This is a genomic window from Nocardia higoensis, assembly GCF_015477835.1.
GTDB classification, from domain to species: domain Bacteria; phylum Actinomycetota; class Actinomycetes; order Mycobacteriales; family Mycobacteriaceae; genus Nocardia; species Nocardia higoensis_A.
Map to the genome: position 1 here is coordinate 567,953 of NZ_JADLQN010000001.1, position 18,881 is coordinate 586,833.

Genomic DNA, 18,881 nt, shown 5'->3' on the forward strand with positions numbered 1-18,881 from the left:
TCACCATCCAGACTCACGGGGTTCCAGCATCTCGCTTCCCCGTGCCGGTGACCAGCACGAAACGGCATCGGGCGCTGTCGCGCGGCGTCCCGGCGCGCCGCGGGCGAGCAGGGCGGCGGTGGCCTGGGCGATGCCCGTGGCGGTCGCCAGGTCCATGCCGGTGAGCTGGACGATCCGGCGTAGCCGGTAGTCGACGGTGTTGGGATGCACGAACAACTGCCGCGCGGTGAGCCTGCGGTTCATGTCGTTGCGCAGGTAGGCGCGCGCGGTGTCGAACAGTTCGGGATGGGCATCGAGCGGGTCGAGCAGGCCCGCCAGCTGCCGCCCCGCCGGCCCACCCCGGGTGAGCTGGTACTCCATCGCCAGGTCGGCGAGCCCGTAGAAGCCGGGGCCGCGACCGGCGATGCGCGCCAATTCGAGCAACTCGTGCGCATGTTCGGCGGCCGCGGGTACCTGCCCGGCGTCGGCGAGGACCGCGGTCGCCGACAGCGCGACTCCGGCCACGGCGGACAGTTCGGCCAGCAGTTCGGCGGTGAGTTCGCGCTCGTCGGCGCCCCGTGGCAGCAGCAGTGTTCCGCCGGTGGGCGACAGCAGCGCGAGCACCTGCGCGCCCAGGACGCTCGACACCGCCGAGTGCAGCCTGCGCAGGGCGTGCCCGGGCGCGGTCGGCGCGCTGAATCCGTCGTCGAGGTCGCCACGGTGGGCGGGGGCCGACAGCGCGACCACCTGATAGGACTTCGCGATCGGCACACCGGTGTGCCGGGCGGCGGCGGAACCGGCCCGCCCGCTCAGCAGCGCCGAGGCGAGAGCGTGCGCCGCGGCGTGGCGCTCGCGGGCCAACTGCTGATCTTCGTCGACATAGGCGTCGCAGACCACGGCGGTGACCACACGCAGCAGTTCGAGCATCAGTTCGGTGGCGTCGAGCGCCTTGCCGGCGTCCTCGGCGACCGGGCGCGTGGCGGCCGAGGCCAGCGCCGCGCGCAGGCTCTCCTGGCACGCGCGCAGCACCGCGCTCAACGGCAGTGCATCGCGTGCCCACCGTGCGGCGGCCTCGCCCAACCGGGCGAGTTCCTCTTCACGGGGCGCCTTACCGACGTCGAACGCCTGCGTGGCCACCGTGCGACAGAACCTGGCCACCTCGGCGGCCCCTGTCGCCCCGCCGGGCCCGGCCGCCGCGGCCGTGTGCCCGGCGTCGCCGGGGGATCCGCGCCGATCCGCGCTCGCCGAGAGCGGGACCGGCATCCGGGTGGGGCGAGGGGCGGTGCCGGGCCGCGGTACCGCGGCCGGTGCGACGCCGCTACTGCCTGCCGAGGGTTCCGGCGGAAGGTCCGGTGCGGCGATACTCATAGGTGTGTGCTCCCACTACCACCTCGGACACGCGATGACCGGCCCGAATCGAGCCTCACTATAGGTAGACGACTCCGCTCGCGGGGCCGCTTCGGTGAGAACGAGAGCGGTGGGACGCTCACGCGGGCCGCCGGATCAGCCCGCGTCGGAGATGGTGGCGCTGCGGATCTCACGTTCGATCGCCAGGGCGGCGTAGTGCTGACCGGAGGCGTGTAGTTGCGCGATCCGGCGTTGTAGGGCCTCGGTGCCGTAGGCTGCGGCGACATCGGCGATGCCCAGACGACGGGACCGCTCCGGATGTGGTGAATGGTGAAGTGGCTGATTCATGACGCCTGGCCTTCTGCGGGTGTGAAGCTCCCCTGTTTCCCGAAATCCTAAGGGTCACCTTTCTTCGAGTGCAAGTGCATCTGCATGAACACATGTGTGCGCAAATGGCTTTCGGCGCGGGCCGCCGACACGCCGACACACCGGTGAGGGCCCTGAGAATCTCTCTCAGGTAGTTCTGAGAGGCTGTTGATCGTGAAACCTGGAGATCGGTTCGCCGCGGCTGTCACCGGCCGGCGGTCCTGGTTGGTGCTGCTGTTGGTGTTTCTCGCGTCCGGAGCCGTGATGGGTCTGGCCGGCTCCAACGAATCCGCGGGAGCGGGGCCCACCTCGCTGCCCCAGTCGAGCGAGTCCGCTCGCGTGCAGCGCATGGTCGAAGAATTCCCCGGCGGTCGCGACACCGCCGCGATCGTGGTGTTCGACCGGCTCGACGGCGAGCAACTCTCCGATGCCCAGCTGTCGGCCGCGACCGAGGCGGTGGCGGCGATCCGCGCCGAGACCGGTGGTCGGGCCGGTGGCCCGCCCGCCGATCTGACGATCTCCGAGGACCGGATGGTCGCGCTCGGCCAGATCCCGGTGTCCTCCGAACTCAGCGGCGCCCCGCTCAACGACGAGATCGAGCGCCTGCGCGCGCTCGCCGAGGACCGTGCCCCCGACGGGCTGCGCACCCAGATCACCGGCGGCCCCGCCTTCGGCGCCGACATCGCCAACGCCTTCGCCGGCGCCGACGTCACCCTGTTGCTGGTCACCGCGTCGGTGGTCGCGGTGCTGCTGATGCTGACCTATCGCTCGCCTGTGCTGTGGCTGGTGCCGCTGCTGGTGATCGGTCTGGCCGACCGCATCGCCGTGAGCCTCGGCGTGCTCTTGTCCCGGGCTACCGACCTGACCTTCGACGGCTCGACCTCCGGCATCACCAGCGTGCTCGTCTTCGGCGCCGGCACCAACTACGCGCTGCTGCTCATCTCGCGCTACCGGGACGAACTGCACCGCCACGAGAACCATCGCGACGCCCTGCGCCGAGCCGTGCGCCGGTGCGGTCCCGCCATCGTCGCCAGCAATGTGACCGTCGTCCTGGCGCTGCTCACCCTGCTGCTGGCCGCGCTGCCCAACACCCGCAGCCTCGGTCTGATGGCGGCGGCCGGCCTGGTCACCGCCGCGCTGTTCGTGCTCACCGCGCTCCCCGCCGCACTGGCACTGTGCGGCCGCCGGGTGTTCTGGCCGTTCATCCCGGCCGTCGACGGCACCGACAACGCCGGTTCCGGCGCCTGGTACAAGCTGGCCGACCGCGTGGTGCGTACGCCCGCGCCGGTCGCCGCGGGCGCCCTGGCCGCCCTGCTGCTGTGCGCGGCGGGACTGCTCGGGGCCGAGGTCGGTCTGTCGCAGTCCGACCAGTTCCGGGTACGCGCTGAGTCGGTGGACGCGCTCGACACGCTGGCGGCGCACTTCCCCTCCGGCGCCTCCGATCCCACGATCGTGCTGGCGCGCACCGAAGCGGAGGCGGACGTGCAGCGCGCGCTCGATGCCGAGCCCGGAGTCTCCCGAGCCGCGCGGACCGGTCCGCCGCACGAGGGCATGACCCGCTGGGCGGTGATCCTCGACGCGCCGCCCGCCTCCGCGGAAGCCTTCGACACCATTCGCGACCTGCGTGGCAGGCTCGGGGAGGTGCCCGGCGCCGAGGCGCTGGTCGGCGGTAGCGACGCGAAGCAGCTCGACACCGCCGAGGCGGCACGCGACGACCAGTTGCTGGTGATCCCGCTGATCCTCGCCGTGGTCTTCATCGTGCTGCTGGTGCTGCTGCGAGCGGTACCCGCCGCGCTGGTGCTCATCGGCGTGACGGTGCTCAGCTCCGTGGCCGCCATCGGTCTGGGCAGCCTGGTCAGCGAACACATCTTCGGATTCCCGGCACTGGATACCACCGTCCCGCTGTTCGGTTTCCTGTTCCTGGTCGCCCTCGGCGTCGACTACACGATCTTCCTGGTGACCCGCGCGCGGGAGGAAACGCTCGACCACGGCACCGCGGGTGGCATGGTGCGGGCGGTCTCGGCGACCGGGCCGGTGATCACCAGCGCGGGCATCGTGCTGGCGGCGGTGTTCGCCGTCCTCGGCGTGCTGCCGCTGATCACTCTGACCCAGCTCGGCATCATCGTCGGCATCGGCATCGTCTTGGACACCTTCGTGGTGCGCACGGTCGTCGTCCCCGCGCTGTTCGCCCTCATCGGCCCCCGCATCTGGTGGCCTGCCGATCTCGAGAGGCCCGAATCCGCCCAGGCGGGGCGGGAAGTCAGCAACCCGACGGGAACACGATGACCATCATCACGGCCACCGAACTCGCCGATCTGCTGGCCGGCGACGCCCCGGTCCGACTGCTCGACGTCCGCTGGACACTGACCCGCCCCGACGGCAGGGAAGCCTTCGCCGACGGTCACATCCCCGGCGCGGTGTATGTCGACCTCGAGACCGAACTGAGCGACCACTCCGTCACCGGCCGCGGTCGCCATCCGCTGCCCTCGGGCCGCGATCTGCAAGCCGCGCTGCGACGCTGGGGAATTGACGACGGCGACACCGTGGTGGCCTACGACGACTGGAACCGCGCGGGCTCCGCGCGGGCCTGGTGGGTGCTGCGCGCCGCGGGTCTGACCGATGTGCGCATCCTCGACGGCGGGCTGGCAGGCTGGCTGGCGGCGGGGGGATCGGTCCAGTACGGCCGCGCGGCCGAACGCACCGGCTCGGTCACCGTCGCGCACGACGATCTGTACGCCGGTGCCCTGCCGGTCCTGACCGCCGCCGAGGCCGCGCGGATCGCCGGAAGCGGCGTCCTGCTCGATGCCCGCGCGCCCGAGCGCTTCCGGGGCGAACTGGAACCGGTCGACCCGATCGCCGGGCACATCCCCGGCTCGGTGAACCTTCCGTCCACCCGTGTGCTGCACGAGGACGGCGGATTCGTCGAGCCCGAGAAACTGCGCGAGCGTTTCGCCCGGCGCGGCGTGAACGGTGCGACCCCGCTGGGCGCCTACTGCGGATCCGGTGTCACCGCGGCCGTTCTCGTCGCCGCCGCCGCATCGGCGGGCATCGAGGTCGCGCTGTTCCCCGGTTCGTGGTCGCAATGGTCCTCGGACCCGGCCAACCCGGTCGCGACGGGCGAGTAGCCGAGACGGCCGAGCCTGCGCCCGCCCGATCGAGCGGGGGAGCGCGCCGGGTCAGCGCAGGACACGCAGCGCCGAGCGCTCGATCCGGTCGGCGATGTCGGTATAGGACTCGTGCCCCATACCCGCCCGCATGAGCGCTCCGGCGTAGATCAGCTCGAGCGACTCCACGATCTCCGGGTCCGGGTCGGGCGCCAATGCCGTGCTGATGCGCGCGCGGATCTCCAGGCCGATGCGGGTGCGCAGATGCCGCACATCGGGGTCGCGGCCGAGCAGTGCGCTGGTCACCGCCCCGGACAGTTCCGGTTCGCTCGCCACCAGCAGGGCGATGCTGCGCAGTTCCGCGACCACTCGGGCGGTACGTTCGGCCTCGGGGGCGACCGGACTCGGCGAGGCGTGCAGTCGCCGCCAGAAGATCTCGGCGACCAGATGCTCCTTGGAAGAGAAGTAGGTGTAGGCGGTCGCCGCCCCGACCCCCGCCTCGGCGGCCACGATCCGGATGGTCATGCCGCTGTAGCCCTCCCGCCCGAGTACGGCGAGCGCGGCCTTGGTCAACTTCTCGACTGTGTCCGCCTGTTTGCCGCTGAGTCGCCGCCGAGTCGCCTCGAGGGTCTTGGAATCGCGTTCGGACATGTGTCTGGATGCTACTATCGGCGTTCTCGAGCAGCAACATCCGAAGGAGCACGGTCGGTTCATGACGCAGCAGTCCCCCTCGCGGCTCGGCGCCGCGTCCGCGAAGTCGGACGAGGAATTGTTCCAGATCTCCCGCGAGGTCAAAGGATTTCTCCCCGAGGACGAGGGGCAGGAGTTGCACGACGCGATACTGCGCTATGCCTCCGGTGGTCCCGTCGTCGAAATCGGTACCTACTGCGGCAAATCCACGATTCTGGTGGGCGCGGCGGCGCGGGCCCGCGGTTCGGTCGTCTACACCGTCGATCACCACCGCGGTTCCGAAGAACACCAGCCCGGCTGGGAATACCACGACACCAGCCTCGTGGACCCGGAGACCGGCTGTTTCGACACGCTGCCGGAATTCCGCCGCGCGATACTGCGCGCCGGACTCGGCGAGACGGTCGTCGCGCTGGTCGGGTCCTCGCGGCAATTGTCCTCGGTGTGGGGCGCGCCGCTGGATGTACTGTTCATCGACGGTGGCCATACCGAAGAAGCCGCCCAGAACGATTATTCGGGCTGGGCGAAGTTCGTGGCCGTGGGCAAAGCGCTGGCCATCCACGACGTGTTCCCGGACCCGGCCGACGGCGGCAGGCCCCCGTACAACATCTATCGCCGTGCGCTCGACAGCGGAGAGTTCCGTGAGGTGGGCGCGACGGGGTCGCTGCGGATCCTCGAACGCATCCACTGAGCGATCAGCGGTCCACCGGCCGCTGTCCCCGGCCGGCCGCGCCGTCCTGCCGCTGTCCCCGGCAGGACGGCGGTCGGGGGCTCGGCCGGGATCACCGGCGGTCCGATCAGCCGGAGTCCGATCAGACTCCGACGCCGACGGGGACCGGCAGCGTGAGGGCGCGGAAGAGTCCGTTGGCGGGCGTGGTCCGGGACAGCGCGTCCGCCGCCAACACGACCGCGGCGGCCGTCCACGTGGTCCGCTCCTCAGGCCAGCGCTTCCCATCGGCGAAAACCAATCCGGTCCAGTACGATCCGTCACCCTCACGCAGATGCTGCATGGCCGCGAACAGCCGGTGCGCCCGATCGGCGTCGCCGATGGCGTCCAAAGCCAGTACCAGCTCGCAGGTTTCGGCACCGGTCACCCACGGCCGGTCCGCCACACAGCGGATGCCGATATTGCCGACCACGAACTCGTGCCAGCGCGCATCGATGCGGGCCACCGCGGCGGGACCGCGTAGCGCACCGCCGAGGACCGGGTAGTACCAGTCCATCGAGTAGCGGTCTTTCGGCGTGAAGAGTTCCGGCCGCGACCGCAGTGCCGCCCCCAGCCGGGCCTGCGCGCTCGCCCACTCCGGGCGTGGATCGTTCATCGCCTCGGCGAGCGCGACGGCGCAGCCGAGACTGTGGTGGATGCTCGCGCATCCGGTCACCAGCGCCTCGGCCATCGGACCGTTTTCGCTTCCCGCCCAGGGGATCTGACCGTCCGGGCCGCGTAGCGCGAGTACATGCTCGATGCCCGCGCGTACCGTCGGCCACATCTCGGCGGCGAAACCCAGATCGCCGGTGCACAGGGTGTGGTGCCAGACCCCTGTCGCGAGGTAGGCGCAGAAGTTGGTCTCGGAATTGGCGTCCTCGATCACCCCGTCCCGGAACTGCCGCGGCCACGACCCGTCCGGCCGCTGGGTCGAGGCCGACCACCGGTAGGCCGCCACGGCCTCGTCCCGGAACCCGGTGATCGACAGCGCCATCGCCGATTCCACGTGGTCCCACGGATCGGTGTGGCCGCCGGGAAACCAGGGGATCGCGCCCGAGGGTTCCTGTGCGGCCGCGATCGACTCCCCGGTCCGCAGACACTGTTTACGCGTCAGTGCCAGCGGGACGCTCGGGAGTTCAGACGACCGCACGTTGCACCGCCGGCTTGGCGAAGTACAGCGCGACGCTCTTGCCGATGAGCGGATCCAGCAGGGTCTCGGCCACCCGGGTCACCGCGGGCCGCGACATCATGTCCCACACCAGCATCTTGTGATAGGCCCGCACCAGCGGGTTGTTCTCGTTGTTCACTCCGACCGCGCACTTGAGCCACCAGTAGGGCGCGTGCAGCGCGTGCACGTGGCTGCTGCGGACGAAACGCAGTCCGCGCCCGGCGATCTTGTCGCGCAACTCGTCGGCACGGTAGATCCGCACGTGCCCGCCCTCGTTGCTGTGGTATTCGGTCGACAGCGCCCAGCACACCCGCTCGGGCAGCCATCGCGGCACCGTCACCACGAGATCGCCGCCCGGCTTCAGCACGCGGGCCAGCTCGGCGATGGCCTGATCATCGGCCGGGACGTGTTCGAGGATCTCCGAGGCGATGACGATGTCGAAGTGGTTGTCGGAGTATGGAAGTGCCAGCGCGTCGCCGCACACGGTGCGCGCCGTCGCGCCCGCGGGCGCCTCCCCGACCGTGGCCATCGCCTCGAACATCGTCTGCACTCCGGCCAGATCCTCGGCATTCTGATCGAAGGCGATGATGTCGGCGCCGCGCCGGTAGGCCTCGAACGAATGCCTGCCCGCACCACAACCGACGTCGATCACCCGGGTGCCCGGGGCGATGCGGAGTCGGTCGAAGTCAACGGTCAGCACGGTGATCCTCCTGTGTGCGCTGCGGTGTGATGTGGCCTGGATCTGCGATCGACGATTCCGGCGCGCCGTTCGCGCGGGCGATGGCACGCTGGTAGATCCGGGTGGTCTGCGCTGCGACCGACGCCCAGCTGAACACCGCCACCGCCCGCTCGCGCCCCGCCCGAGACATCTCCGCGCGGCGCAGCGGCGCGTCGAACAGCGCGCCGAGCGCGGCGGTCAGCTCCTCCGCGTCGCCGGGGGTGATCAGGTCGGCGCACACGCCGGGCTCGCCCACGACCTCGGGCAGCGCGCCCGCCCGGCTCACCACCAGCGGCGTCCCGCTGGCCATCGCTTCCACGGCGGGCAGCGAGAAACCCTCGTACAGCGAGGGGATGCAAACGATCTCGGCCGAGGCCAGCAGCTCGGCGAGCTCGTCGTCGCTGAGCCCGGGACGTACCGTGACGATGTCGGACAGGCCCAGTTCGGCGATCAGTTTCTCGGTCGGGCCCTCTGGATCCAGCTTGGCGACCAGCTGCAGCTCGATCCTGTGGGTCACCCGCAGGCGCGCGCAGGCGCGCAGCAGGTGCGAGACGCCCTTGAGCGGCTTGTCGGCGCTGGCGACCGCGACGATGCGGCCGGGCACCCGCGGTTGCGGACGGGGCGCGAACAGTTCGGTGTCGACGCCGAGCGGCACCACGCTCAGCTGCCGCGGATCGACATCGAAATCGGCCACGATATCGGTGGCCGAGGAACTGGAGACGGTGACCAGTTCGGGGATACGCCGTGCCACCCGCTTCTGCATGCCGAGGAAGCCGTACCAGCGGCGCACCAGCGGTTTGCGGCGCAGCGGCGCGGCCGCCAGATCGACGGCGAGGTCGCGGGTGATGGGGTGGTGCACGGTCGCCACCACCGGCAGGAACTCGGCGATGTCGAGCAGTCCGCTGCCCAGGCACTGATTGTCGTGCACCACGTCGAACTCGTTCGCGCGCTCGGCCAGCAACCGTGCGGCGCGCAGGCTGAAGGTGCGCGGTTCGGGGAAGCCCGCGGTCCACATGGTGGCGACCTCGAGCACGTCGATGCGGTCGCGGATCTCCGAGAGCCGGGGTGTGCGGAACGGGTCCGGTTCGCGGTAGAGATCGAGGCTGGGCACTTCGGTCAGCCGAACGCGCGGATCGAGGTCCTCCGGATACGGTTGTCCGGAAAAGACTTCCACCTCATGACCGAGCTCGGCCAGTCCGGCGCTGAGTTTGCGGACGTAGACGCCCTGTCCGCCGCAGTGCGTTTTGCTCCGGTAGGACAGCAGGGCGATGCGCACGGTTCAGTGTCCTTCCCCGGCCGGTACGGCCAGCTTGGCGGCGAGACGCTCGAGGTAGGCCCGTACCTGGTCCTCGGGCTTATCGGGCAAACCGTACAGTACGTCGGTCACGCCCGCAGCGGCCCAATCCGCGAGGCGCCCTGCGTCCGGCTTGATGTCGAGCGCCACGACTCTCGGCGCGCCCGGGCGACCGGCTTCGGCCCAGATCTGTTGCAGCAGTGCGAGTCTGTCGGTGATGTCGGTTTCGCCCGGTGTGGTGATCCACCCGTCGGCGGATTTCGCGATCCACCGGAAGGTCTTCTCCGTGCCGCCCGCGCCGATCAGTACCGGTACGTTCCGGTGCACCGGTTTCGGCCACGCCCAGCTCGGCCCGAAGGACAGGAACTCGCCGGTGTACTCGGCCTCGTCGTCGCGCCACAGCGCGCGCATGCCCTCCAGATACTCGCGCAGCACGGTCCGGCGCTTGCCCGCCGGCACCCCGTGATCGGTGAGTTCGTCGGTGTTCCAGCCGAATCCGGCGCCGAGCAGCACGCGCCCACCGGACAGGTGATCCAGCGACGCGATCGTCTTGGCCAGTGTGATCGGATCGCTCTCGGTGGGCAGCGCCACCGCCGTCGCGAGTTCGATCCGTTCGGTGACCGCGGCGGCCGTCGCCAGCGCCACCCAGGGATCCAGGGTGCGCATGTAGCGGTCGTCGGGCAGTGTGGCATCGCCGGTGCCCGGATGCGCGGCCTCGCGCTTGACCGGGATATGGGTGTGCTCGGGGACGTAGAAGGAGTGGAAGCCGTTGTCCTCGGCGGCCCGCGCCGCCGCGGCGGGGGTGATGCCGCGGTCGCTGGTGAAGAGAACGATGCCGTAGCGCATGATCGCTGCCTTGTCTGTGCGGTGTACCGGCCGAGCGGTGCCGGGTCGAGCGGTGCCGGGTCGAGCGGGGCCGGGGAGGGAGTGGGTCAGGCGTCGTCGAGTGCGGCGGTGACGACCGCGTCGAGCCCCTCGCCGGGCGCGGAGCCGAGATGATCACCGAGGAACCGGGCGGCCTCGCGCAACTGCTCGGCACTCAGTTCCTCGTTGTGCAGGGCGGCGCCCACCTGGATGCCCGCCACATCGAACATGTCGCCTGCCGCGAGCGCGCCGAGCAGTAGCAGCCTGCGATCGCGCAGGGTGAGCCCGGGACGCGACCAGATGCCCGCGAAGAGGTGGTCGGCGGTGATCGCGAACAGCTCGTCCTGACCGTCGGCGAAGTCGAAACCGTAGACCTCGCCCATCTTCGCCAGTCCGCGCGCCCGTGTCCGCGACTGCTGCTCGGCCGGTTGCGTCCCGCTCATGACCGTGTGTCCGGCCCGACGCCGGGGCTGGGGGAAGAACGCCGCATGCGTGGCTCCTCGAACTCGATCGTGCGAACGGTCTGCCGCGGCGGCGCGGCGGGCCCCTCCGAACTGTCTGGACAGGTGTTCGGAATATAGTCCGATTCGATCATGGATCGCAAGAACGTGTTCCTGTTTTCGGTGTTCACAGTACCGGGTCGGGCCGTCGGCCGTATGTCGAGGCGTCGAGCTCCGCCGGGGTCAGGCGCCGCCGCGGGAACGATGCTCGTCGCGATGGGTCTCCAGCAGCCGCAGCCAGATCTCGCTGATGGTCGGGAACGACGGAACCGCGTGCCAGAGCCGGTCGAGGGGGACCTCCCCCGCGATCGCGATGGTCGCCGAATGCAACAGTTCGGTGACGCCGGGTCCGGCGAAGGTCGCGCCCACGACGACGCGGCGACGCGGGTCGACCAGCATTCGGGCGGAGCCGCGGTAGGCGGGGTCGTACTGGACCGAGCCGGAGACCCGGCCGAGGTCGTAATCGACCACGTCGACCTCGAGTCCGGCGCGTGCGGCGTCAGCGGTGGTGAGGCCGACGGCGGCGATCTCCGGGTCGGTGACCACGACCTGCGGCACGGCCAGCCGGTCGGCGGTGCCGGCATGGCGTCCCCACTCGGCGGTGTCGAGCGCGTTCCCGCGCGCCCGGTCGGCGATGGCCGCGCCCGCGATACGTGCCTGGTACTTGCCCTGATGGGTGAGCAGCGCACGGTGATTGACGTCGCCCACCGCGTAGAGCCAGGCGCCCTCGACCCCGGTGGCGGTGCAGGTGTCGTCGGTCTCGATCCACTCGCCCGGGGTCAGCCCGACGGTGTCGAGGCCGATGTCGTCGGTCCGCGGTGCGCGGCCGGTCGCGAAGAGAATTTCGTCGGTGACGAGGTGGGTGCCGTCGCCGAGCGTGACATCGATGCGATCGCCTGGACCGCCCGAGCGTTCGACGGAGGTGACGGTGGCACCGAATCGCAGATCGACGCCGCGCTCTTTCAGCCGCTCGACGACCAGGTCCGCGGCGAAGGCCTCCATGCGGGGCAGCAGGCGCTCGCCGCGGACGACGACGGTGACCCGCGAACCCAGCGCCCGCCACGCGGTCGCCATCTCGGTGGCGACCACGCCACCACCGACCACGATCAATCGGCTCGGCACCCGGCGGGCGCCGGTGGCCTCCCTGCTGGTCCAGATCCGCACGCCGTCCGAGCCGGGCAGAGCGGGCACGGCCGCGCGAGAGCCGGTGCACACGGCCACCGCGTGCCGCGCGGTCAGCAGCACCTCACCCTGGGAGGTCTCGACCCGCACCTGCCGCGGCCCGGCGATCCGGCCGACGCCGCGGATGAGCGCGATGCCCGCGGATTCGAGCCAGTCGGCCTGCCCGTGGTCGTCCCAGCCGGCGACCATGGCGTCGCGGTGCGCCAGGACGGCCGGGGTGTCGAGCGGGCCGGTGACGATCGTGTCGACGCCGGGCATACGGGCGGCCTCGGCGCGCAGCAGCGCCGGGCGCAGCAGCGCTTTGCTGGGAACGCAGGCCCAGTACGAGCATTCACCGCCGATCAGTTCGGACTCCACGACGACGGTGCGGAGGCCGGCGGCCGCGGTCCGATCGGCGACGTTCTCGCCCGCCGGGCCGGCGCCGAGGACGATGACGTCATAGGTCCGAGCGTTCTCGTCTGTCATGACCGCGCTTTCGGTGACGGAGGTCAGCGGCCGGCTGTGCGCCGGGGCGTGCGGGACCGGCCGCTGCTGACGGGAAGTGCAGACAGCGAGACACACCGTAGTCCGCGTTCCTGCCGCGGTGCCGGGTGACGCGCGGTGGACCGGCCGACTGCCCTCGATCGCAGGAACGTGTTCCGGTTCGGGTGCTGGTGGCCGGTTGCCGCGAATGTCGTGCGGGCGGACCGGGCGAGGGGTTTCATGGAAGTGTTCGCGGTGCCCATTGTTATGGAATGGTGTCGATGGTACTGTCCAGACACATGTCCAGCTATCTGTCTTCGCGGTGCGTCATGGGGATGCCCGGCGGGAAGAACCTGTTATCGAAATGGGGGACGGTGCGATGACCGCGGCGTCGGTGGAACCGTTGACATTCGATCCGTACGACTACGCGTTCCACGAGAACCCGTACCCGATCTACGCCCGGCTGCGCGCCGAGGCGCCGCTGTACCACAATCCGGACCTGGACTTCTGGGCGTTGTCCCGGCACGCGGACGTCATCGCGGCCTTCCGCGACGCGGGCCGGTTCTCCAGCGCCAACGGCGTCTCGCTCGACCCCGCCGCCTGGGGCCCGCACGCGCATCGCACCATGTCGTTCCTGGCGATGGACGATCCGCGGCACATGCGCATGCGCAAGCTCGTCTACAAGGGCTTCACCCCGCGCCGCGTCGCCGAGATGGAGGCGCGGATCAGGGAGATCACCCTGGAGTACCTCGGTCCCGCCCTGGAGCGCGGCAGTCTCGACTGGATCGACGACTTCGCGGGCAAGCTGCCGATGGATGTGATCTCGGAGCTGATGGGCGTGCCCGAATCCGATCGCGCCGAGGTCCGGCGGCTGGCCGATCTGGTGGTGCACCGCGAAGACGGGGTGCTCGACGTGCCCGACGCCGCGATCGACGCCTCGCTGCGCCTGGTCGGCTACTACGCCGACATGGTGAAGGACCGGCGTGTGCGGCGCACCGACGATCTGACCTCGGCATTGCTGGACGCCGAGATCGACGGCGACTCGCTGTCCGACGACGAGATCATCGGCTTCATGTTCCTGATGGTGGTGGCCGGCAACGAGACCACCACCAAGCTGCTCGGCAACGCGGTGTACTGGGCGGGGCGCAACCCGGCCGAGTTCGCCAAGGTCGCCGCCGATCCGGAGCGGGTGCCGGACTGGGTGGAGGAGACGCTGCGCTACGACACCTCGAGCCAGATGGTGGCGCGCTGCCCGACGGTCGACATCGAGATGCACGGCGGCGTCATCCCGGCAGGCTCGAAGGTGCTGCTGCTCATCGGCTCGGCCAACCGCGATTCGGCGGCCTTCGACGACGCCGACACCTACCGGCTGGACCGGACCCACACCAGCGCCCTGGCCAGCTTCGGCGCGGGCGTGCATTTCTGCCTCGGCGCGCACCTGGCGCGACTGGAGGCCGATGTCGCGCTGCGTGAATTCCTCACGCGGGTGCGCGATTACGAAGTCGTGACCGAGGGCGTCGAGCGCGTGCACTCGACCAACGTGCGCGGCTTCGCCCATCTGCCGATCACCGTGGAGGTGCGCTGAATGCCTCGTTTCGAACCCCATCCGACGATCCGCCCCGCGGTGATCGCGGGAGCGTCCTCGGGCATCGGCGCGGCCACCGCGGTGGCCTTGGCCCGGCTCGGCCATCCGGTGGCCCTGGGTGCGCGCCGGGTGGAGCTGTGTGCGGAATTGGCCGAGAAGATCAGGGCCGACGGCGGCACCGCCATGGCGCATCGACTGGACGTGCTCGACGGCGATTCGGTCGATGCTTTCGTGACCGCCGCCGAGGCCGCTCACGGACCCACCGAGATGCTGGTCTCCGGCGCGGGCGACATCGAATTCGGTCCGGTCGGCGAAATGCCCACCGAGGACTTCCTGCGGCAGGTGCAGGTGCACCTGGTGGGCGCGCACCGGATGGTGCACCGGGTGCTGCCGGGAATGCTGGAGCGGCAGCGCGGCGACATCGTGCTCATCAGCTCCGACTGCGCCGAGCTCCCGCGCCCGCAGACCGGCGCCTACAGCGCGGCCAAGGCGGGCGTCGAGGCGATGGTGAACCAGATGCGCATGGAATTGGAGGGCACCGGAATCCGCGCGTCGCTGGTGCGTCCCGGCCCGACCCAGACCGGCATGGGACTGACCTCGCCCGCCGAACGAGTCGGGCCGATGCTCGAAGCCTGGCAGAAGTGGGGCTTCGCCCGGCATCCGTACTTCCTGCGTGCCTCGCAGCTGGCATCCGCGGTGGTCGCGGTGGTCAGTGCCCCGCGCGGGGCGCATCTGGTGCTGGTGGAGGTGCAGCCGGAAGCGCCGCTCGAGGCGCGCCCCGCCGCGACCGGGGACGCGCCGTGAGGATCGTCGTCGACCTTGATCTGTGCCAGGGCCACGCCGCCTGCCAGGCCGAAGCGCCCGGCATCTTCTCCGTGCCCAAGCGCGGTCAGGTCGAGATTCTCGATCCCAGACCCGGCCCGGACCGGCGCGAGGATGTCGCGAACGCGATCCGCTACTGCCCGACACAAGCGCTGTCGCTCGTCGACGACGAGCCCGATACCCGATCGGAGGGTGCGAAGTGACGGCCTTCCGATCGCTGTCGCGCGACACACTGGCCGCGCTGGTGCCCGAACTGTTGCTGTGCGGACACCTCATCGACCGCTGCGGTATGGCCTACACCATCGCCGCCTTCGGTCGGGAAGGCATGGCGGGCGTGGCGATCGAGGAATGGCAGACCGCCAGCCCGGTCTACACCCGCCGCATGCAGCGCGCACTGGGCTTCGTCGGCGACAGCGTCGAAACCATCTTCAAGGGCCTGCAGCTCGATATCGGCGCCCCGCCGCAGTTCATGGATTTCCGGTTCCGAATCCACGACCGCGACCACGGGGAATTCTGGCTCGACCACTGCGGTGCGCTGGCCGACGTGGAGCCGATGGGGGAGGAGTTCGTCGTGTCGATGTGCCACGACATCGAGGACCCCACCTTCGACGCCACCGCGCTGGCGACCAACCCGCGCGCGCAGGTCCGTCCGATCCACCGGCCACCTCGGATGCCCGCGGACCGGAAACCGATGTGCGCGTGGACGGTCATCATCGACGCCGCGCACGAGCCGCCGCCGATCCCGCCGAATTCCGATCTGCTGGCCGATTCCGCCGCGGCGCACGTCGTCCTCGATCCCATCGACCCGGACGACGACGGTCGGGGCGACTACTCCGGACCGCTGCTGAGCGATCTGCGCTTCGGCGACTTCTCCCACTCGGCGTTGGCGCGCATCGCGGGCGAGGTGTGCCTGCAACAGCACCTGCTGACCCTGGGCTTCCGCATCGCGGTGCGCGCCAGGACCGGGGAGGACGAGGCGCGCGATATCGTGCGCAAGCAGTTCACCGGGATCGCGGGACTGACAGCGGAGCGACTGCGGCGCTGCCTGGGAGCCGGCGACGACGGTGCGGGTCTGGCCGCGGTCCTGTCGGTCCACCCGGCGCTGAACCCGTTGTCCTACACCGGCATCGAGGTGTCCCACGAGGGCGAGGGCGTGCGTCTGCACGTACCCGCCGACAGCGGCGCCCGGACCGACGGCACCTGGCCCTCCGTGCTCGATGTGGATCATCTCGCCCCGCTGAACGCACTGGCGCGCGGCGTGAATCCGCGCTATGTCGCGAGCGCCGTCCGGGAGCCCGACGGTCTCACGGTCGAATTCACGCTGGCCGATCAGCCGTTCAGGGAGGCATCGGAGGTCGCTGTCACCCGCTTCAGCACCGGCGCCGAGTTCGCCTTCGCCGATCGCGGGAAGCCGCTGCCGCTCACCGTGCTGTGAAGCGGCAGGTCTACGAGTATCGAGGCGTGTGACCATGAAAGACAACAGGATTCGCGTCATCCAATGGGCTGCCGGGGGAGTCGGGCGGGCCGCAGTCGAGGGCGTGCTCGACCATCCCGGCCTGGAGTTGGTCGGCGTATGGGTGCACAGCGAGGACAAGAACGGTGTGGACGTCGGTGCACTGGTCGGCCGCGCCGACACCGGGGTGCGCGCCACCACCGACGCCGAGGCGCTGCTGGCCCTGGCCGCAGACTGCGTGATCTACAGCCCGCTACAGGCCGACACCACGGTCATGCGGGCGATCCTGGCCTCGGGCAAGAACCTGGTCACCCCGCTCGGCTGGTTCCATCCGCCCGGCCCGCAGCGCGCGAAGTTCGAGGCGGTGTGCCGGGACGCCGGAGTCAGTCTGCACGGCACCGGCATCCACCCCGGCGGCATGACCGACAAACTGCCGATCGTGCTCTCGGCCTTCTCCGGCTCGATCACCGAGGTCCACGCGCACGAGTACTCCGACATCCGCACCTACGGCGCGCCGGAAGTCGTGCGCGACTGGATGCGCTTCGGTGCCACACCGGAGGAGGCGACCGGCGGATTCATGGCGGGCATGCTCGCCGGAGGGTACGGGCAGTCGGTACGACTGGTCGGCGAGACGCTCGGCATCGACCTCGACGACGACCTGCGCACCGTGCACGAGGTCGCTGTCGCCACCGCACCCATCGACTCCCCGATCGGGCCCATCCAGCCCGGACGGGTGGCCGCGCAACGTATCCGTTGGCAGGGCACTGTCGACGGGAACCCGGTGGTGACCGTCGGGGTGAACTGGCTGATGGGCGAACAGAACCTCGAGCCGGCCTGGGAGTTCGGTCCCGCGGGCGAACGCTACGACATCCGCATCGTCGGCGATCCCGGTGCGCACGCGGTGATCACCGGCATGCACGCCGAGAAACCCCGCCTGGCCGCGGAGGACGGAGCCACGGCGCTGACCCGCCACCCCGGCATCGTGGCCACCGCCCTGCACTGCGTGAACTCGGTGCCCGCGGTGGTCGCCGCGGAACCGGGCGTACGCACCTACCGCGACCTGCCCCTGCTGGGCGGATTCGCGCACCTCGGCATCGCCACACACTCCAGGAGACAGAATTGAGCGAGGAACACGTGAGCTCACCGTCGTTGCCTGTGGGGTTCGACTTCACCGACCCGGCGCTGTGGGCCGACCGCAGACCGGTGGAGGAGTTCGCCCTGCTGCGCCGCACCGCGCCGGTGTGGTGGAACGCCCAATCCGATGCGGACTCCGGCGGATTCCACGACGGCGGCTACTGGGTGGTGAGCAAACTCGACGACATCAAGGAGATCTCGCGGAATCCCGAGGACTTCTCCTCCCAGCGCAAGGGCTCGATCATCCGGCTGCCCGGCGATATCACCCCCGCGCAGATGAACGAGACCGGCGCGCTGCTGCTGAACATGGATCCGCCCAAGCACTCCAAGATCCGCCGCATCATCTCCAAGGGCTTCACCCCGCGCGCGGTCGAGAGCCTGCGCGCCGCGCTCACCGAACGCGCCGCGCGGATCGTGCACCGGGCGAAGAAGGAGGGCAGCGGCGATTTCGTCGAGCAGGTCGCCTGTGAGCTGCCGCTGCAAGCGATCGCGGAACTGCTCGGCGTGCCGCAGGAAGATCGGCGCAAGGTCTTCGACTGGTCGAACCAGATGCTCAACTACGACGACCCGGAATTCGGCGATCCGGCGATGGCCTCGGCCGAAGTCCTCGGCTACGCCTGGAACATGGCCGAGCAGCGCCGGGCCTGTCCCGCCGACGACATCGTCACCGAGCTGATCCAGGCCGACATCGACGGCGAAGCGCTGGCGTCGGAGGAATTCGGCTTCTTCGTCATCCTGCTGTCGGTGGCGGGCAACGAGACCACCCGCAACGCCATCACCCACGGCATGAAGGCGTTCGTGGATTTCCCCGAGCAGTGGGAACGATTCAAGGCCGAGCGCCCCCGTACCGCACCCGATGAAATCGTGCGCTGGGCGACGCCGGTGACGGTCTTCCAACGCGCCGCGACCCGCGACGTCGAACTCGGCGGACAGCTCATCCGCGAGGGGCAGCGGGTCGGATTGTTCTATGGCTCGGCCAATTTCGACGAGGACGGCTTCGACGAACCGTTCACCTTCGACATCGGCCGCAACCCGAATCCGCATGTCGGCTTCGGCGGCACCGGCACGCATTACTGCGTCGGCGCCAATCTCGCCCGGCTCGAGATCGACCTGATGTTCAACGCCATCGCCGACGCCATGCCGAATCTGCGCGAGCTGTCCGCGCCGGTGCGGTTGCGCAACGGGTGGATCCACGGGATCAAGAGCTGGCAGGTCGCCTACGAATAGGTCCGCGCGGCGTCGGCGCATACCTCGTCGCCATCGATGGTGACGAGGTATGCGTGGGCCGTCACGAACGACCCGTCCGCCCCGTGGAGCGTGGTCGTGATGGTCGGGACCGTCGACTCCCGTCGAGCGCACCGGCCGAGTACCCCGGCCGCCCTCGTCGCGTCCCCCAGCGGAGGCGACGCCTGTGCGTCGACGCCGGACCACCCGCGAATACCGGGCAGGTCGTCGCCGGGGAAGCCGGACGCGGTGGCCGACGGCACACACGTCGGCCACCGCGCTGGTC

18 protein-coding genes are annotated in these 18,881 nt (G+C 70.3%); 9 read left to right on the top strand and 9 right to left on the bottom strand.

What is annotated here, in order from left to right; genetic code table 11:
* A complete protein-coding gene (locus IU449_RS02520; RefSeq protein WP_195000343.1) occupies positions 1-1,347 on the bottom strand; it encodes a PucR family transcriptional regulator in 1,347 nt (448 codons plus the stop codon).
* A 135-nt stretch (positions 1,348-1,482) separates the two neighbouring features.
* The gene (locus IU449_RS02525; protein WP_195000344.1) at positions 1,483-1,674 is read right to left on the bottom strand and encodes a hypothetical protein; all 192 of its coding nucleotides are present in this window, start codon (positions 1,672-1,674) and stop codon (positions 1,483-1,485) included.
* Positions 1,675-1,956: 282 nt separating this feature from the next.
* On the opposite strand from IU449_RS02525, the gene IU449_RS02530 reads away from it, so the two are divergent.
* Positions 1,957-3,978, top strand: coding sequence for an MMPL family transporter (locus IU449_RS02530; RefSeq protein ID WP_195002258.1), 2,022 nt, complete (start codon positions 1,957-1,959; stop codon positions 3,976-3,978).
* Positions 3,975-4,817 (top strand): sulfurtransferase, encoded by an 843-nt coding sequence (locus IU449_RS02535; RefSeq protein ID WP_195000345.1) that lies wholly within the window; start codon positions 3,975-3,977, stop codon positions 4,815-4,817. Before IU449_RS02530 ends, IU449_RS02535 begins: the two co-directional genes overlap by 4 nt.
* Before the next feature lie 51 nt (positions 4,818-4,868).
* Here the strand turns inward: IU449_RS02535 and IU449_RS02540 are convergent, their stop codons facing one another.
* On the bottom strand, positions 4,869-5,447 hold the full coding sequence (locus IU449_RS02540; protein ID WP_195000346.1) for a TetR family transcriptional regulator: 579 nt from the start codon (positions 5,445-5,447) through the stop codon (positions 4,869-4,871).
* 61 nt (positions 5,448-5,508) lie between these two features.
* Between IU449_RS02540 and IU449_RS02545 the strand changes: the two genes are divergently transcribed.
* A complete protein-coding gene (locus IU449_RS02545; RefSeq protein ID WP_195000347.1) occupies positions 5,509-6,174 on the top strand; it encodes a class I SAM-dependent methyltransferase in 666 nt (221 codons plus the stop codon).
* A 121-nt stretch (positions 6,175-6,295) separates the two neighbouring features.
* Here IU449_RS02545 and IU449_RS02550 read toward each other — a convergent pair whose 3' ends face one another.
* The 6 genes from IU449_RS02550 to IU449_RS02575 form a co-directional block, all read right to left on the bottom strand.
* The gene (locus IU449_RS02550) at positions 6,296-7,339 is read right to left on the bottom strand and encodes a prenyltransferase (RefSeq protein ID WP_195000348.1); all 1,044 of its coding nucleotides are present in this window, start codon (positions 7,337-7,339) and stop codon (positions 6,296-6,298) included.
* Entirely contained in the window at positions 7,326-8,057 is a 732-nt protein-coding gene (locus tag IU449_RS02555; protein WP_195000349.1) for a class I SAM-dependent methyltransferase, read from the bottom strand. The genes IU449_RS02550 and IU449_RS02555 overlap by 14 nt, the downstream gene beginning before the upstream one ends.
* Positions 8,044-9,351, bottom strand: a complete 1,308-nt coding sequence (locus IU449_RS02560; RefSeq protein WP_195000350.1) for a glycosyltransferase family 4 protein — start codon at positions 9,349-9,351, stop codon at positions 8,044-8,046. Before IU449_RS02560 ends, IU449_RS02555 begins: the two co-directional genes overlap by 14 nt.
* Positions 9,352-9,354: 3 nt before the next feature.
* Positions 9,355-10,215, bottom strand: a complete 861-nt coding sequence (locus IU449_RS02565) for a TIGR03619 family F420-dependent LLM class oxidoreductase (protein ID WP_195000351.1) — start codon at positions 10,213-10,215, stop codon at positions 9,355-9,357.
* An 86-nt stretch (positions 10,216-10,301) separates the two neighbouring features.
* Positions 10,302-10,676, bottom strand: coding sequence for a carboxymuconolactone decarboxylase family protein (locus IU449_RS02570; RefSeq protein WP_195000352.1), 375 nt, complete (start codon positions 10,674-10,676; stop codon positions 10,302-10,304).
* Between the two features lie 240 nt (positions 10,677-10,916).
* Positions 10,917-12,380 carry a dihydrolipoyl dehydrogenase family protein gene (locus tag IU449_RS02575; RefSeq protein ID WP_195000353.1) on the bottom strand — a complete coding sequence of 488 codons (1,464 nt, stop codon included), beginning with the start codon at positions 12,378-12,380 and terminating at the stop codon, positions 10,917-10,919.
* Between the two features lie 376 nt (positions 12,381-12,756).
* On the opposite strand from IU449_RS02575, the gene IU449_RS02580 reads away from it, so the two are divergent.
* Genes IU449_RS02580 through IU449_RS02605 form a run of 6 tightly spaced genes read left to right on the top strand, consistent with a single transcriptional unit; the run spans position 12,757 to position 18,598 of the window.
* Positions 12,757-13,962, top strand: coding sequence for a cytochrome P450 (locus IU449_RS02580; protein ID WP_195000354.1), 1,206 nt, complete (start codon positions 12,757-12,759; stop codon positions 13,960-13,962).
* Positions 13,963-14,766 (top strand): SDR family oxidoreductase, encoded by an 804-nt coding sequence (locus IU449_RS02585; protein WP_195000355.1) that lies wholly within the window; start codon positions 13,963-13,965, stop codon positions 14,764-14,766.
* The gene (locus tag IU449_RS02590; RefSeq protein WP_195000356.1) at positions 14,763-14,987 is read left to right on the top strand and encodes a ferredoxin; all 225 of its coding nucleotides are present in this window, start codon (positions 14,763-14,765) and stop codon (positions 14,985-14,987) included. Before IU449_RS02585 ends, IU449_RS02590 begins: the two co-directional genes overlap by 4 nt.
* Entirely contained in the window at positions 14,984-16,219 is a 1,236-nt protein-coding gene (locus IU449_RS02595; protein ID WP_324188055.1) for a hypothetical protein, read from the top strand. The genes IU449_RS02590 and IU449_RS02595 overlap by 4 nt, the downstream gene beginning before the upstream one ends.
* A 34-nt stretch (positions 16,220-16,253) precedes the next feature.
* On the top strand, positions 16,254-17,360 hold the full coding sequence (locus tag IU449_RS02600) for a dihydrodipicolinate reductase (protein ID WP_195000357.1): 1,107 nt from the start codon (positions 16,254-16,256) through the stop codon (positions 17,358-17,360).
* Between the two features lie 11 nt (positions 17,361-17,371).
* Positions 17,372-18,598 (top strand): cytochrome P450, encoded by a 1,227-nt coding sequence (locus IU449_RS02605; RefSeq protein ID WP_195002260.1) that lies wholly within the window; start codon positions 17,372-17,374, stop codon positions 18,596-18,598.
* The last annotated feature ends 283 nt before the right edge of the window (positions 18,599-18,881 follow it).